Genomic DNA, 15,418 nt, shown 5'->3' with positions numbered 1-15,418 from the left:
GCCGTCCCGCAGCGCATCCGGGCGCTGCACGATGGGCCGTCGACGGGAGCCGCCGGAGCGCTCACGGCGTGTCCCATGCGTACCGGAAACACCCAGCCTACGCCGAACGGCCCGGTTCGGCTCGTTACGGTTGAGTGGGCGGGACGGCCCGGTTAGGATCGGAACACCTCCATTCATGCAGACGACGGCCGCCGCACCCAGCGCCCGCGTCGACACGGACCCACCCTCCAGCGACGTAGATCCGGTCCCGTCATCTCACCGTCTCCGGGCCGTCCAGCGCCCGCATTCCGAGGGGTACCCCGTCGTGATCTCGTCTTCCGTCCCACCGCGCCCGCGCACCGCCGCACCATCGCCCCTGCCCGACCTCGTCGATCGCCAGACCGACAAGAGCGACTGCGGCGTCGGCTTCATCACCCGCAAGGATGGCGTGCAGAGCCACGACGTCATCGCACTCGGCGACACCGCCCTGTGCGCCATCCCCCACCGCGGCGGCATGTCGTCCGAGGGTGTCGGCGACGGAGCGGGCGTGCAGATCGACCTCTCGGTCGACTTCTTCAGCTCTCTCGTCGGCAAGCCGCTCGTCGCCGGTCGGTTCGGCGTCGCGAACGTCTTCCTCCCGGTCGACCACGGTCGGATCGGCGATGCCGAGGCGCTCATCGAACGCTCGCTGGGCGAGGCCGGTTTCACCGTGCTGCTCGCCCGTGCCGTGCCGACGGTCGACGCCGTCCTGCGCCCGAAGGCCGTGCAGTACCAGCTGCCGATCCGGCAGTGGATCTTCGAGCCCTCGGACGACGCCTCCGCGGAGGACCTCGACCGGCGCGCGCACGCGGCCCTGCTCGCGATCGAGGCGACCGCTTACACGGACCTCACCCTCGACGGCCTGTACCCGCTGTCGCTCAGCACGCGCACCCAGGTCCTCAAGGGACGCCTCAACTCCGGCGAGGTCATCCCCTACTTCGCCGACCTGGCCGACCCGCTGCACCGGGTCAGGACCCTCGCCTTCCACACCCGGTTCTCGACGAACACCGCTCCCCACCCGTCGATGGCGCAGCCCTTCCGCCTCATGGCGCACAACGGCGAGCTCAACACCGACCGCAAGAACCGTCTGTCCGAGACGGCGCTGGCGGCGTCACGTGGCCGGAAGATCATCCGGGCCAGGGGCCAGTCGGACAGCTCGCGACTCGACCAGACGCTGCACAGCCGCGTCGTCGAGGACGGCCTCGAACTGCTCGAGGCGGTCGTGTCGGTCATGCCCCCGGCCTGGGAGAACGATCGCACCCTGAGCCGCGAGGTTCGGGCGATGCTCGAGTACTTCTCGCTCGTCGAGGAGAAGAACGACGGCCCGGCCGCGCTCATCTTCAACGACGGCACGACCGTCGGCGCCCGCCTCGACCGCCTCGGCCTGCGCCCGTTGCGCAGCGTCGAGACGGCGGACTACCTCTGCGTCACCTCCGAGGCCGGGCAGCTGCCGTTCCCGGACGACGAGGTGGTCCACCGCGGTCGCATCGAGGCCGGCGGCATGCTCGCCTACGACCACCGCACGGGCACGCGCCTCCGCACGGGCGAGGCGCTCGAGCTCCTCGCGGCGCGCAAGGACTACCCGGCGATGCTCGCCGCATCGGCCACCGACCTCGACGCGCTCGAGGACCGGGGTGTCCCGGTGTCGGCACCGACGGCCTCGGCGGACGACGCCTTCGCCTACCGCGGTGGCCTGAGCCAGGTGCAGCGCTACGTCGCGTACTCCCTCAACCAGGAGAGCTTCCGGTTCATGACGGACCCGATGCTCGCCTCGGGCAAGGAGCGGATCTCGGCGATGGGCTACGGCAACGCCATCAACGCCCTGTCCGACCAGGAGGGCGGCCTGGCGAAGTACTTCTCCCAGCGCTTCGCCCAGGTGACCAACCCGCCGCTCGACAGCATCCGTGAGGCGGACGGCATGACCCTCCGGGTCGCGCTCGGCCCGAAGCCCGGCAGCGGCACGATCGGAACGAAGCAACTCGTCCTCCGATCCCCCATCGTCAGCGAAGACGAACTGCGGCGCCTCAGCGCTCAGCACGAGTCGCCGGTCGCGTGGTTCGACATCCTCTACCGGCCCGAGGTGGACGCGCAGGCGAACGCCGACGCGCTCGAGGCCGCCGTCGAGCGCGTGGCCGCGGAGGTCGCCGGGTTCGCCGCAGAGAACGGCGGCATCGCAATCCTCAGCGACCGCGGCGTCCACGCGGAGGGTGCCGCCCTGCCGCTCATCCTCGTCGTGGCGGCCGTCAACCAGCGACTCATCGACGACGGCCTCCGGCTCCGCGTGTCGCTCGTGGTCGACAGTGGCCAGCTGCCGTCCTCGCACCACGTCGCCTCAGCCCTCGGCTTCGGAGCGTCCGCGGTGCACCCGCTCGCGGTCCGTCTCCGTGCCGAACAGCAGCACCCCGACGACGTCGAGGCCGCGTTCCGCCGGTTCGCCTACGCCGCCGAGAAGTCGCTCCTGAAGACCATGGGCCGGGTCGGCCTCTGCACCGTCGAGAGCTACATCGGCGGCGAGTTCTTCGAGCCGAACTACCTCGACACGAGCGACCCCGTGCTCGCGCGCGCCTTCCCGCACCTCCGCGCCCCCGTCGGCGGCGTCGGGTTCGCCGGGATCGCCCGGACGGCGAGCGCCTGGCACCAGCGCGCCCTGACGACGTCGAGCGACGCGGACGTCCCGCTCCTCGGCCTGTTCAAGGAACGCGCCGAGGGCGCCGGCCACTCCTACGGGACGACCGCGGTCCGCGGCTTCGTCGACCTCACCGAGGAACCCGTCCAGCTGCCGCGAGCGGACACCACGGCCGTCGACCGCGACGGCGGCACGCTCGGTGACGACCCGCTGCGCCTCCACACCATCGGGAACCTCGAGGACGCGTTCGGGATCGACGACGACGCCTACCAGCACACCTCCTTCGATGCCCTCGACGACGACGAGATCGACGCCTTCACCATCACGCCCGGCTACCGCTCCTTCGTCCAGTCGATGACGACCGAGCGGCGCCGTCGCCCGGCGGCCCTTCGCGACGTGCTCGTGCTGCCCGAGGACATCACCCGGCTGACCACCCCGGAGGAGTTCGCTCGCGAGCTCGACCGGCTCGGCCCCGTCGGCAACTCCTCGATCGTCGTCCGCGGCCTGCGTGCGACGCGGACCGAGCAGGGACGGCACCGGCTGCAGCTCACGGGACCGCTCGCAGGCGACCTCACCCGGGTCTCGGCGCTTGGCGAGTACTACGTCCACCGCTTCGGCGGCGAGGTGACGGGGCACTGGATCTCCGGTGGCGACCTCATCGTGGAGGCGACAGGCTCGGCCGACGACTACTTCTCGATGCTCGTCGAGGGTGCCGAGAGCATCACGACCGACCTCGTCCAGCCGGCGAGCGAGATCACCCGATCCCTCGCGTCCGGGGCGATGAGCCACGGCGCCCTCGTGGCGACCGCGCACGAGGCGGTCGCGCACGGCACCAACATGGTCGGCGGGATGTCGAACAGTGGCGAGGGCGGCGAACACCTGTCCCGCTACGGCACCATCCGCGGCTCGCGCATCAAGCAGTTCGCCTCCGGCCGCTTCGGCGTCTGGGCCGGCTACCTCGCCGACCCGATGCTGCAGGAGCTCGAGATCAAGATCGGCCAGGGCGCGAAGCCCGGCGAGGGCGGTCAGCTCCCGGCTCCCAAGGTGACGGTGGACATCGCCGCGGCCCGGGGTGGCACGCCCGGCATCGAGCTCGTCTCGCCGCCGCCGCACCACGACACGTACTCGATCGAGGACCTCGCGCAGCTCATCCACGACTGCAAGGCGGCACGGGTCCGCGTCGTCGTCAAGCTCGTCTCCTCCGAGGGCATCGGCACGATCGCCGTCGGCGTCGCCAAGGCCGGTGCCGACGTCATCAACGTGGCCGGCAACACCGGTGGTACCGGCGCAGCCGCCGTGACGAGCCTCAAGTACGCCGGACGTAGCGCCGAGATCGGCATCGCCGAGGTCCACCAGGCCCTCAGCGCGAACGGTCTGCGGTCGAAGGTCACCCTGCGCTGCTCCGGCGCGCACCAGACCGGTCGCGACGTCGTCATCTCCGCCCTGCTCGGCGGCGACAGCTTCGAGTTCGGGACCACCGCGCTCATGATGCTCAAGTGCGTCATGGCGAAGAACTGCAACGTGAAGTGCCCGGCTGGTCTCACGACCAACCCGGAGACCTTCGACGGCGACCCGCGCGCACTCGCGCAGTACCTCCTGAACATCGCGCACGACGTCCGCGAGCGGCTCGCCATCCTCGGCCTCCGCTCGCTCCGCGAAGCCCGCGGTCGCACCGACCTCCTCCACCTCGTCGACCACCCGGCCGCCGTCGCGGACCTCGACCTGCGCGCCATGCTCGCGGTCGTCCCCGAGGTCGTCGTCACCGACCCCGTGTACCTGGAGAAGGACTTCACGCTCGACGACGCCCTCATCGAGCGGGTACGGGCAGGACTCTTCGACGACGGCCGGACGACACTCGACCTGGGCGCCGAGGACGCCGACGGCGGGATCCGCCTCGGCAACCGCTGGCGTTCCGTGGGCGGGCAGCTCGCGATCGACCTCGAGCGCATCCTCAACCACGAGCTCGACGACGCCCAGGCGGCGGCGATCCCGTCCGTCGTCACCGACGACCGCGGCCACCGTTCGCTCGCCGCCGACACCGTGACCATCCGCACCGAGCACTCCGCGGGGCAGTCGTACGCGGCGTTCTGCGTCGACGGCCTGCACTGGCGACACACCGGCACCTGCAACGACGGCGTCGGGAAGAGCGCCTCCGGTGGCACCATCGCGATCCTCTCCCCCGGCGGCGGCAGCTCGGAGGACGGCGGCAACGTCCTCATCGGCAACTTCGCTCTCTTCGGGGCGACCGGCGGCCGCACCTTCGTCCAGGGCGAGGCCGGCGACCGCTTCGCCGTCCGCAACTCGGGCGCCACCGCGGTCGTCGAGGGCGTCGGCGACTACGCCTGCGAGTACATGACCAACGGCGCCGTGCTGAACCTCGGCGGTTTCGGGATCGGCTTCGGCAACGGGATGAGCGGTGGCTTCGTCTACCAGTACGACCCGCGGGGCGAACTGCCGAGCAAGGTCAGCGCGGACTCCCTCCTCCTCGGATCGATCACCGAGGGCGAGCAGGCGGCGTTCCACGAGGCCGCCGTGCTCCTGCTGCTGGAGTGGCACGTCGAGGCCACCGGCTCGCCGCTCGCCTCCCGGTTGCTCGCCGACTGGGAGACAGCCCGGCACCAGTTCGTGTTCGGCATGCCGCGCGCGCTGCTCCTCTACCAGGACAGCGACGCGATCCTCGCGGCCAAGAGCCGGAAGGAACTCCTCGACGAGCTCGGCGCGGCCCTCGCGGCACAGCAGCTCCGCACCTTCAAACTCGACTACCGCGACCGCCGACCGGTCCGCGGTGGTCGCGCCCCCGGACTCGGCGAGCCCGCGGCGGACCCGCAGGACGTCTACGCGCTCCTCACGAGCTACACGGTGCTGAAGCTCGCCCAGGAGGTCGCGCTGTCCCGCACGCCCGGCGTCGACGACCCGTCGCACCCGCTCGTGCAGGCGAGCGTCCGCACGCTCATCCTCACCGAGGACTTCTTCGTCATGCAGCGGGTGCAGCGGGCGGCTCGAGAGCTGCTCGAACGGTACGACGACGCGGCGCTGGCCGCCATGATCGCCGCGAAGCGCCTCCACGACTACACGGAGGCCCTGCGCCTGCGGAACGTGCTGTCGATCGACCACCCGGGCACCACGGGGTGGATCATGCACCAGCACGCCAAGAACCGGGCCCGATCCGCAGCGACCGGTGGCACCGAAGCACTCCTTGCATCGGCCGCTCTGGCCGAACTGACCCTGGCGGGTTCCCGATGAACGCGCCCGAACTGGAGGGGACGATGACCTCGACCCAGGCCCCGGCGTCCACCAGCACACCGAGCCCGGTGCTCTTCGAGGCGCTCGCCGCGCTCGGCAGCAGCGCCGACGACCCGTTCATCCCGGAGGACGCGCCCTTCAGCCCCGAGCAACGGGTCTGGCTCGCCGGATTCCTGGCCGGTGTCCGCTCCAGCGCGATCGATGTCACCGACGCCGGTGGCCGGACACCGCAGCTCGCCCTGCACGTGCTCGTGGGGACGCAGACGGGCACCGCGGAGGCCATCGCGGAGGACCTCGGCCGAGCCGCCTCCGGCTACGGTGTGGCGGTGACGACGATCGGACTCGACGACGTCGAGGTCGACCGGCTCCCGACGATGGGACACGTCGTCGTCATCACCTCCACGTATGGCGAAGGTGAGATGCCCGACAACGCCGAACTGTTCTGGGAGACGCTCCAGGCGAGCACCGCACCACGCCTCGACGGCCTGAAGTTCTCCGTGCTCGCGCTCGGCGACTCCGGATACGACGGGTTCTGCCAGGCGGGCAAGCTCATCGACACGCGCCTGGAGCAGCTCGGCGCGGAACGCATCCTCGCCCGCGTGGACTGCGACGTCGACTACGAGGAGCCCGCCGCGGCGTGGACCACGCAGGCTTTGTCGCTCTTCGGCGCCCTCGCCCCGACGGACGCCGCTCCCGCTCCCGCTCCCGCGCCGGCGGCCAAACCGGCGAAGAAGCCCGGCCGCACGCGTTCGCCGTGGACCCGCAAGACGCCGTACGGCGCGACCCTCGCCGTCAACCGCGTCCTGTCCGGGCCCGCCTCGTCGAAGGAGATCCGGCACTACGAGTTCGACCTTGGCGACAGCGGCATCGAGTACGCGGCCGGCGACGCCCTCGGCGTCATGCCGAGCAACGACCCGGCGCTCGTCGACGCCATCATCGCCGAACTGGACGCGACCGCGGACGAGTCGGTCGACGGCTTGACGCTGGCGGACCGGCTCACCCACGGGTTCGAGATCCGCACCCCGTCGAAGGACCTCGTGGCCGAGCTCGCCGACCGCGCGCCGGACTCGGAGCTGGCGGGGATCCTCGCGCTCGCCCAGGCGGAGACGCTCGACTCCTGGTTGCGCGACCGCGACATCCTCGACCTCCTCCGCTCCACCGCGGTCCGGTTCGACGCCGCCGCGCTCCTCGACGTGCTGCGTCCGCTCCAGCACCGCGCGTACTCGATCTCGTCCAGTCCGCTGGCGGCCGACGGGCGCGTGCACCTCACCGTCGCGAGCGTCCGGTACGCGGTCGGCGACCGTCTGCACGGGGGCGTCGCGTCGACGCATCTCGCCGACCGGGTCGCGGAGGGTGCCACGAGCGGGATCTTCGTCTCCGCGAACGCGGGCTTCCGGGTGCCGTCGGACGACGATGCACCGCTCGTCATGGTCGGCCCGGGAACCGGGATCGCACCGTTCCGCTCGTTCCTGCAGGAGCGCCGCGAGCGCGGGGCTACCGGTCGGAACTGGCTGTTCTTCGGCGACCAGCACCGGGCACACGACTTTATCTACGAGGACGAACTCGGCGAGCTGCTCACCGGAGGGGTGCTGGACCGTCTGGACCTCGCGTTCTCCCGCGACCAGCGCGAGAAGGTGTACGTCCAGACGCGGATGCGCGAGAACGGCAAGGAGCTCTACGCCTGGCTCGAGGAGGGCGGCCACTTCGCCGTCTGCGGCGACGCCTCACGGATGGCGAAGGACGTCGACCAGGCGTTGCACGAACTCATCGCCGAACACGGCGGGCGTTCGACGGAGGCCGCAGCCGAGTACGTGCACACGCTGAAGCGCGAGAAGCGCTACATCCGCGACGTGTACTGAGGCGCTGCGGGCTCGTGAGCAGGGCCCTTCGACAGGCTCAGGGACCGGTCATCGGTCCCTGAGCACCCACGCGGTCCCTGAGCACCCCACGCGGTCCCTGAGCTTGTCGAAGGGCGGTCAGGCGTTCTCGGCGCCGAGCAACGCCGCGGCGGCGCGTGCCTCGTACACGACGTCGTCGAGGTCGTCGCCCGCGACGTTGACGTGGCCGACCTTGCGCCCGGGGCGGGGGTCCTTGCCGTAGTTGTGCACCTTCGCCAGCGGGTGCGCACCGAGGACCTGCGGGTAGCGGTCGTCGAGCGTCCCCTCGGCCGGCCCGCCGAGCACGTTCACCATGACGGTCCAATCGCGGTGGCAGCCCGTCCAGCCGAGGGGAAGGTCGAGGACGGCGCGCAGGTGCTGCTCGAACTGGCTGGTGACGCTGCCGTCCTGCGTCCAGTGCCCGCTGTTGTGCGGACGCATGGCGAGTTCGTTGATGAGCAGGCGGTCGTCGTCGGTCTCGAAGAGTTCGACGGCCAGGACGCCCGTCACCCCGAGCGCGGTCGCGACGGTCACGGCGATCTCCTCCGCGGTGTCGGCGAGCCGGCCCGCCGAGCCGGGCGCCGGAGCGATGACCTCGCTGCACACCCCGCCGAGCTGCACGGTCTCGACGACGCGCCACGGCACCACCTCGCCGGACGGGCGCCGGGCGACGAGCTGGGCGAGCTCGCGCCGGAACGACACCAGCTCCTCGACGAGCAGTGCTCCGCCGTTGGCGTCCTCGGAGAGCGCCGTGAACCAGTCGTCGACCTCGTTCGGTCCGTGGACGACACGGACGCCCTTGCCGTCGTAGCCACCACGCGGCGTCTTCACGACGCCCTTCCCGCCGTGCTCGGCGAGGAAGGCCGCGAGCTCCTCCTGATCGTGCACGCGCGCCCAGTCGGGGACCGGCAGTCCGAGCTCCGTCAGGCGTTCGCGCATGAGCAGTTTGTCCTGGGCGACGGCGAGCGCGTCCGGTCCCGGGTGCACCTGTACACCGGCGTCGACGAGTGCCCGCAGGACGTGCTGCGGCACGTGCTCGTGGTCGAAGGTGATGACGTCGACCGTCTCGGCGAAGGCGAGCACGGTGTCCGCGTCGCGGTAGTCGCCCACCTCGACGGTGGCGAGTCGGGCGGACATGCCCTCCTGCTCGGCGAGCACCCGGATGTCGAGTCCGAGGTTCACGGCCGCGGGCACCATCATCCTGGCCAGCTGACCGCCGCCGATCACTCCGACGCGAATGCTCATGGGTTCACTCCAGCTCTCCGGCGACCGGCCGGCGGGTCTCGTTTCAGCAGGCGGGACGGGCGGATCCGGAGGCGGATCGGCGTGTGCCCCGACTCGAACATCGTACCGGCCGGGCGGGCCGGTCACCGGTCAGCGTCGGACCGGTGGCTGCTGCGTCGGAGCCGGTGCTGCCGGGTACGGCGCGGCGATGCTCTGGTTCTCCGCGACGAGCTCGTGCAAGGCGTTCTGGACGAGGACCGCACCGGGCACGTCCCGCAGGACGACCGGTACCTCGCCACCGCTCGTCACCCGGACGTTGCCGCTGCCGAAGGCGCTCTGCACCCAACTCTTGTGCACCGTGATGCCGTAGCCACGGGCGTGGTAGAGCTCCTGGCGCGTCCGCACGAAGAACCCGCGACGGACGATCAGTCGGCGGGTCGTGATCACGTAACGGACCGACAGCCAGGCGATGAACGGCAGGACGCAGGCGACCAGCACGATCACCCCGCCGCCGATGAGGACGGCCCAGTTCTGCCACTCGAGGTCGAACGAGCCGAAGAAGTACGCACCGGCGCCGCTCACCGCGATGAGCAGGAGCGCGGGGAGCAGGAGCCGCCGGGCATGCGGACGCAGGCGTGCGACCACACGTTCGGTCGCCGCCGCGGGAGGAGCCGGCCTGCCCGGCCCCGTCATACCGGGATCAGCCATACTCCCATTCTTAGCAGTCGCGGCAACCCGCCGCCTGCTCCCACCCCGCCCGTCGGCGATCCCGAGCATCCGTGCATCGGCCGCCCGGCTAGCATGAAGGCGTGAAACCGGCCGACAGCACCGCACCGACGGCGCAGCACCCCGGCGTGGTCGGGTCGTTCCTCGAGGGGATCGGCATCCTCTTCGGCGGGTTCCGCCTCTGGGGTACCTCGCCGAAGCGCATGCTGCTCGGCATGATCCCCGCCGCGATCGTGGGCGTCGTGTTCATCGCGTTGCTCGTCGTCCTCGGCGTCAACGCCGCCACGATCGTCGACTGGGCGACACCGTTCGCCGACACCTGGGACGAGCCGTACCGCTCGTCCATCAGGGTGGCCGCCGCGGTCGCGTTGGTGGCCGTGGCCGTCGTGGTGATGCTGTACGCCTACGCCGCAGCGACGCTCCTCGTCGGCGACCCCTTCTACGAGCGGATCTGGGCCGACGTCGAACGCACCCTCGGCGACGCTCCTCCGGAGTCGGGTGAGTCCGCGTGGCGCGGCCTCCTCACCGGTGTCACCCGGGCACTCGGCCTGCTCCTGCTCACCATCCCGACGGCGGCCGTCCTCTTCCTCCTCGGCTTCGTCCCGGTGATCGGCCAGACGGTGGTCCCGGTGCTCGGGCTCGCCGTGAGCGGGTGGTTCCTCGCCCTCGAACTGACGGGCTACGCGTTCGACGCGAGGGGGTTGTCGTTGCGGGACCGCCGCCGGACCCTCGCCAGGCGACGCGCCCGCACCCTGGGCTTCGGGATGACGGTCGCGGTCCTCTTCCTCGTGCCGGTCCTGTCCGTGCTGGTCATGCCGGCCGCCGTCTCCGGCGCGACGGTGCTCGCACGCCGGTCCCTCACCGAACAGGCGGGGACGCTCAGCGCACGTGCGTGACGTCGCCGGCCGCCACCGCGACCGGCGCACCGCCGTCGGTCGGTCGGACGACGAGCCGCCCGTCCGCGTCGATCCGCTCGGCCGTGCCGGTCAGGACGTCGCCGCCGGGGAGTTCCACCCGCACCGAGCTGTCCAACGTCACGCATCGCTCGGTGACCGCTGCTCGGAGCCCGCTGGCCTCGGCGTCACCGGACGCCTCCAGGTAGGCGTCGTACAGGGTGCCGAAGGCGCGCAGGTAACCGACGAGGACGGTGTCCGGGTCCGGATCGGCGAGGCCGGCGAGCGCGAGCGAGGTTGACCGGTCGGTCGGCAGTTCCTCGGCACGCTGGCGGAGGTTGACACCGGTCCCGAGGATCACCGCGTCCCCGCTCGGCAGCAGCTCGGCGAGGATGCCGGACACCTTGCGACCGCCGATGAGCACGTCGTTCGGCCACTTCACGTCGGCGGCCACCCCGAGCTCCCGGAGCGACTCCGCGAGCGCCGCGCCCGCGAGGAGTGGGAGCCAGCCGTAGGCCTGCAGCGGGAGCGGACCACCCGACGGAGTGACCGGCCGGAGCAGGACCGACACGGCGAGTGATGTGCCGGGTGGCACCGTCCACACGCGACCGAGGCGACCGCGTCCCCCGCGCTGGTCGTCGGTGAGGACCACCGAGCGGTCGGGCCACGCGTCGCCGCCGTCCTCGCGCACGCGTCGGGCGAGTTCGTCGTTGGTGGAGCCGGCGTGGGCGAGGATCTCGAGGCGTGGCACGAGGGCGGCGGTGAGGGGCAGATCCATGGCACAACCCTACTGAGGCCGGTCGTCGGCGCCCGCGTCGCCCACCGGCACGCTTGGACGATGCCGACAACGGATCGGCGCGCCACTTGTACCCGATCGTCAACGGGTCGGCCGGGGGACCACCGGGTAAGGTGAAAGCGTGACCGACGAAACCACCTCCGGCCCTGACCTCTACACGACGGCCGGGAAGCTCGCCGACCTCAAGAACCGCTATCACGAGGCCGTGACGGCGAGCGGCGAAGCCGCCATCGAGAAGCAGCACAGGAAGGGCAAGCTCACCGCGCGGGAGCGCATCGAGCAGCTGCTCGACCACGGCAGCTTCGTCGAACTCGACGAGTTCGTGCGGCACCGCACGACCGCCTTCGGCATGGACCGCTCACGGCCGTACGGCGATGCCGTCGTCACCGGCACCGGCACCATCCACGGCCGCCAGGTCGCCGTGTACTCGCAGGACTTCACCATCTTCGGCGGTTCGCTCGGCGAGGTCGCCGGCGACAAGATCATCAAGATCATGGACCTCGCGTTGAAGACGGGCGTCCCGATCATCGGCATGCTCGACTCCGGCGGGGCCCGCATCCAGGAGGGTGTCGTCGCGCTGGGCAAGTACGGCGAGATCTTCCGACGCAACACGCAGGCCTCCGGGGTCATCCCGCAGATCTCCATCATCATGGGTCCGGCTGCCGGCGGCGCCGTCTACTCCCCCGCACTCACCGACTTCGTCATCATGGTCGACAAGACCAGCCAGATGTTCGTCACGGGCCCCGACGTCATCAAGACCGTCACGGGCGAGGACGTCGGCATGGAGGAGCTCGGCGGCGGGTACACGCACAACACCCGCTCGGGCGTCGCCCACTACCTCGCGAGCGACGAGCCGGACGCACTCGACTACGCGCGCACCCTCGTCGGCTTCCTGCCCGACAACAACCTGTCCGAGGCCACGGTCTTCGACGTCGAGGTGGAGCTGGAGACGACGGACGAGGACCGCCGACTCAACACCCTCATCCCCGACTCGCCGAACCAGCCCTACGACGTGAAGACCGTCATCGAGCACGTCGTCGACGACGCCGACTTCCTCGAGGTCCAGCCGCTCTTCGCCCCGAACATCGTCATCGGTTTCGCGCGCGTCGAAGGACGGTCGGTCGGCGTCATCGCCAACCAGCCCTCCCAGATGGCCGGGACGCTCAACATCGAAGCGGGCGAGAAGGCGAGTCGGTTCGTCCGGTTCTGCGACGCGTTCAGCATCCCGATCCTCACCCTGGTCGACGTCCCCGGCTACCTGCCCGGCACCGACCAGGAGTGGACCGGCGTCATCCGCCGCGGCGCGAAGCTCCTCTACGCCTACGCCGAGGCCACGGTGCCCCTGGTCACCGTCATCCTGCGCAAGGCCTACGGCGGCGCCTACATCGTCATGGGCTCGAAGCAGCTCGGGGCCGACATCAACCTCGCCTGGCCCACGGCCGAGATCGCGGTCATGGGCGGGCAGGGTGCCGTCAACATCCTGTACCGCGGCGAGATCAAGCGGGCCGAGGAAGCCGGCGAGGACGTCGCCGCCGTGCGCACGCGCCTCGCGAACGAGTACACCTACAACGTCGCGAGCCCGTTCCTCGCCGCCGAGCGCGGCGAGCTGGACGGCGTCATCGAACCGGCGGCCACGCGGGTCTCGGTCATCAAGGCGCTCCGCGCGCTCCGGACGAAGCGTGCGAGCCTGCCCGCCAAGAAGCACGGGAACATCCCGCTGTGAGCACCGGCGCCGAGCCGAACACGACCGAGCCGTCGTCGATCGATCTCCGGATCGAGCGCGGTACCCCGACCGACGAGGAACTCGCGGCGCTCACCGCGGTGCTGAGCGTCGCGATCGCCGAACAGGCGCTGCGTGACGCCGACACCGCCCCGGCACCCCGCGTCCCGTCGACGTGGGAGCGGACGAGGCGGAACCTCCGCACAGGGATCACCGTGGGCCCAGGACACTGGCGCGCGTTCACGGGCTGAGCCGTCTCGAGGGAGGACTCACGCCGGTTGCCCCTCGCGGCGCGCGGTGCTGTCCCCCATTCGTGTCCTCCATAGTGCCGACTGTCGGGGGTACCCCTGATGGAGGATCATCATTCTCGAAAGTTGCGTCTCATCGAGACCACTTCACCAGCTCCTGCTCCATCTAGGGTAAGCGGGCAGGAGTTCGGGGGCGGGTCAGAGCGGTATTCGGGTTACCGCTCTGACCCACGAACGTCACGGAGGGCCAGCATCGGGTGCTGGCCCTCCTTTCGTTCGTCCGAGACCCGGCACGCCGACAGGCTCAGCGACCGGGAGAAGTCCACTCGGACGCGTTCCGGTCCCTGAGCTTGTCGAAGGGCCCACGAGGAAGTTCCCGCTTCGAGGAAGCTCCCGCTTCGATGACCCTCTCCGGCCCTCCGAGTGACCCCCTCCGGTCCCTGAGCTTGTCGAAGGGCACACGAGCAGCTTCCCGCTCCGCTGACCCTCTCCCGGTCCCTGAGCAACCCCATCCAGCCTCTGAGCCTGTCGAGGGCACACGAGGAACCTCTCGCCCTGGTGACCCTCCTCCGGTCCCTGAGCCTGTCGAAGGGCCCACGGAGAACCCCGCCAATCCGGCATGCCTCCTCCGGTCCCTGAGCCTGTCGAAGGGCACACGAGCAACTTCCACAACCGGTGCGACTCGGCATCTGGAATGTCAGTGGTTCATGGTGGACTTGAGTCATGACCGAGACCACCCTCACCGCGACCCGCGTCGGCGACGAATACGCCGCGCAGCTCGCGGAGTTCTCGGACGAATACGCGGAGATCCAACGGCTGCGCGCTGCGCTCGATGGGCGAGAGGCTCGCCTCCTCGCCCGTTCCGCCGCATACGCCGACGCGCTCGCGGACGCGACGGTCCCAGCGATCTTCCCGCCGGCGGAGCGTCGGGCCCTGTCTCGCCGCTCCACCTGTGCAGCCCTCGCGATGGCGACACGCACGACCGAACAGTCGGTTCAGCGCGCGACGAACGACGCCGAGGCGCTCGTCAATCACGCCCCGTCCGTCCTCGCATCGCTCGAGGCGGGTCGCATCTCGGCTCGGCATGCGAAGACGATCACCGACCAACTCCGCGACGTCCCCACCGAAGGTCGCGCGGTGTTCCTGGCGAAGGTGCTCCCGGTTGCCGAGCAGACCACCGACGCAGAACTCCGGCGGCGCGCCCGCGTCCTGCGCGAACGGCTCCACCCGGAATCGATCACCGCACGCGCCAAGCGTTCCGAGGCCGACCGCCGGGTCGAGTTCGAACCCGCGGCCGACGGCATGGCCTGGGTACACCTGTTCACCACCGCACCGATCGCCCAGGGGCTCATCGAGCGCATCGAGGCGGCCGCCGCCGAGTCGCGTCAGGCCGGCGACACCCGCACCTGCGGCCAGCTCCAGGCGGACGCCCTCGCGGCCCTCGCCCTCACCGGCGTCACGCCTGAAGACGTGGCGTCGAGCCTAGTCCTCCCGCACCCGATCGAGGTCCAGGAGCACATCACGCCGACCGTGCAGATCACCGTGCCGGCGCTGAGCATGGCCGGCGTCTCCGACGCACCCGGCATGCTCGATGGCTATGGCCCGATCGACCCGGAGACCGCCGCGCGTATCGCCGTGAACGCACCGACCTTCACCCGGATCCTCGTGCAGCCAGAAACTGGTGCGCTGCTCTCCGTCGGGCGGAAGCAGTACCGGGTCCCGGCCGACCTGCAACGGGCGGTCCGTCTCCGGGACGGCACCTGTCGCGCACCCGGTTGCGGCAGGCGAGCCAGGGCCTGTGATCTCGACCATTCGGTCGCGTGGGAAGACGGTGGGACCACGGATGTGGGGAACCTCGCCTGCCTGTGTCGACATCACCACCGGCTGAAGCACCTCCCCGGGTGGAACCTCGAACACGGAGCCGGCGGCGTCCTCGACTGGACGACACCCGACGGGAAACACCACCGGACCGAACGGGACCCTGCACCGTTCTGACCAGTTCCGGTCCCTGAGCTGTGCCGCACTTCGACAAGCTCAGTGACCGGAG

General features: G+C 70.7%; 9 protein-coding genes. 6 read left to right on the top strand and 3 right to left on the bottom strand.

Annotated features, from left to right (window positions below; all coding sequences use genetic code 11):
* Positions 1 to 304 precede the first annotated feature (304 nt).
* Positions 305 to 5,887 (top strand): glutamate synthase-related protein, encoded by a 5,583-nt coding sequence (locus tag ITJ66_RS17875; RefSeq protein ID WP_370582702.1) that lies wholly within the window; start codon positions 305 to 307, stop codon positions 5,885 to 5,887.
* 23 nt (positions 5,888 to 5,910) lie between these two features.
* On the top strand, positions 5,911 to 7,746 hold the full coding sequence (locus ITJ66_RS17870) for a sulfite reductase subunit alpha (protein WP_194645491.1): 1,836 nt from the start codon (positions 5,911 to 5,913) through the stop codon (positions 7,744 to 7,746).
* A 117-nt stretch (positions 7,747 to 7,863) separates the two neighbouring features.
* On the opposite strand, the gene ITJ66_RS17865 is transcribed toward ITJ66_RS17870, so the two are convergent.
* The gene (locus tag ITJ66_RS17865) at positions 7,864 to 9,009 is read right to left on the bottom strand and encodes a 5-(carboxyamino)imidazole ribonucleotide synthase (protein ID WP_064295173.1); all 1,146 of its coding nucleotides are present in this window, start codon (positions 9,007 to 9,009) and stop codon (positions 7,864 to 7,866) included.
* A 129-nt stretch (positions 9,010 to 9,138) separates the two neighbouring features.
* The gene (locus ITJ66_RS17860; RefSeq protein WP_161578613.1) at positions 9,139 to 9,696 is read right to left on the bottom strand and encodes a PH domain-containing protein; all 558 of its coding nucleotides are present in this window, start codon (positions 9,694 to 9,696) and stop codon (positions 9,139 to 9,141) included.
* Between the two features lie 101 nt (positions 9,697 to 9,797).
* On the opposite strand from ITJ66_RS17860, the gene ITJ66_RS17855 reads away from it, so the two are divergent.
* Complete coding sequence (locus ITJ66_RS17855; protein ID WP_137243412.1) at positions 9,798 to 10,610, top strand: EI24 domain-containing protein; 813 nt, start codon at positions 9,798 to 9,800, stop codon at positions 10,608 to 10,610.
* On the opposite strand, the gene ITJ66_RS17850 is transcribed toward ITJ66_RS17855, so the two are convergent.
* Positions 10,594 to 11,385 carry a biotin--[acetyl-CoA-carboxylase] ligase gene (locus ITJ66_RS17850; protein ID WP_192018493.1) on the bottom strand — a complete coding sequence of 264 codons (792 nt, stop codon included), beginning with the start codon at positions 11,383 to 11,385 and terminating at the stop codon, positions 10,594 to 10,596. The two genes, ITJ66_RS17855 and ITJ66_RS17850, sit on opposite strands and share 17 nt — an antisense overlap.
* Before the next feature lie 139 nt (positions 11,386 to 11,524).
* Between ITJ66_RS17850 and ITJ66_RS17845 the strand changes: the two genes are divergently transcribed.
* The 3 genes from ITJ66_RS17845 to ITJ66_RS17835 all read left to right on the top strand — a co-directional run bounded on the left by ITJ66_RS17845 (position 11,525) and on the right by ITJ66_RS17835 (position 15,366).
* Positions 11,525 to 13,126 (top strand): acyl-CoA carboxylase subunit beta, encoded by a 1,602-nt coding sequence (locus ITJ66_RS17845; RefSeq protein ID WP_064295169.1) that lies wholly within the window; start codon positions 11,525 to 11,527, stop codon positions 13,124 to 13,126.
* Positions 13,123 to 13,374, top strand: a complete 252-nt coding sequence (locus tag ITJ66_RS19935; RefSeq protein WP_124769700.1) for an acyl-CoA carboxylase subunit epsilon — start codon at positions 13,123 to 13,125, stop codon at positions 13,372 to 13,374. Before ITJ66_RS17845 ends, ITJ66_RS19935 begins: the two co-directional genes overlap by 4 nt.
* A 720-nt stretch (positions 13,375 to 14,094) precedes the next feature.
* On the top strand, positions 14,095 to 15,366 hold the full coding sequence (locus ITJ66_RS17835; protein ID WP_194645490.1) for an HNH endonuclease signature motif containing protein: 1,272 nt from the start codon (positions 14,095 to 14,097) through the stop codon (positions 15,364 to 15,366).
* Positions 15,367 to 15,418: the final 52 nt, after the last annotated feature.

This window comes from Plantibacter sp. VKM Ac-2885 (assembly GCF_015351205.1).
In the GTDB taxonomy this organism is placed as follows: Bacteria; Actinomycetota; Actinomycetes; order Actinomycetales; family Microbacteriaceae; genus Plantibacter; species Plantibacter auratus.
This window is presented reverse-complemented; position numbering and strand designations above follow the sequence as displayed.

Coding starts and splice junctions, on each gene's coding strand:
- ITJ66_RS17870 (WP_194645491.1), top strand. CDS start 5,911: ATGACCTCGACCCAGGCCCCGGCGTCCACCAGCACACCGAGCCCGGTG.
- ITJ66_RS17865 (WP_064295173.1), bottom strand. CDS start 9,009: ATGAGCATTCGCGTCGGAGTGATCGGCGGCGGTCAGCTGGCCAGGATG.
- ITJ66_RS17860 (WP_161578613.1), bottom strand. CDS start 9,696: ATGGCTGATCCCGGTATGACGGGGCCGGGCAGGCCGGCTCCTCCCGCG.
- ITJ66_RS17850 (WP_192018493.1), bottom strand. CDS start 11,385: ATGGATCTGCCCCTCACCGCCGCCCTCGTGCCACGCCTCGAGATCCTC.
- ITJ66_RS17835 (WP_194645490.1), top strand. CDS start 14,095: ATGACCGAGACCACCCTCACCGCGACCCGCGTCGGCGACGAATACGCC.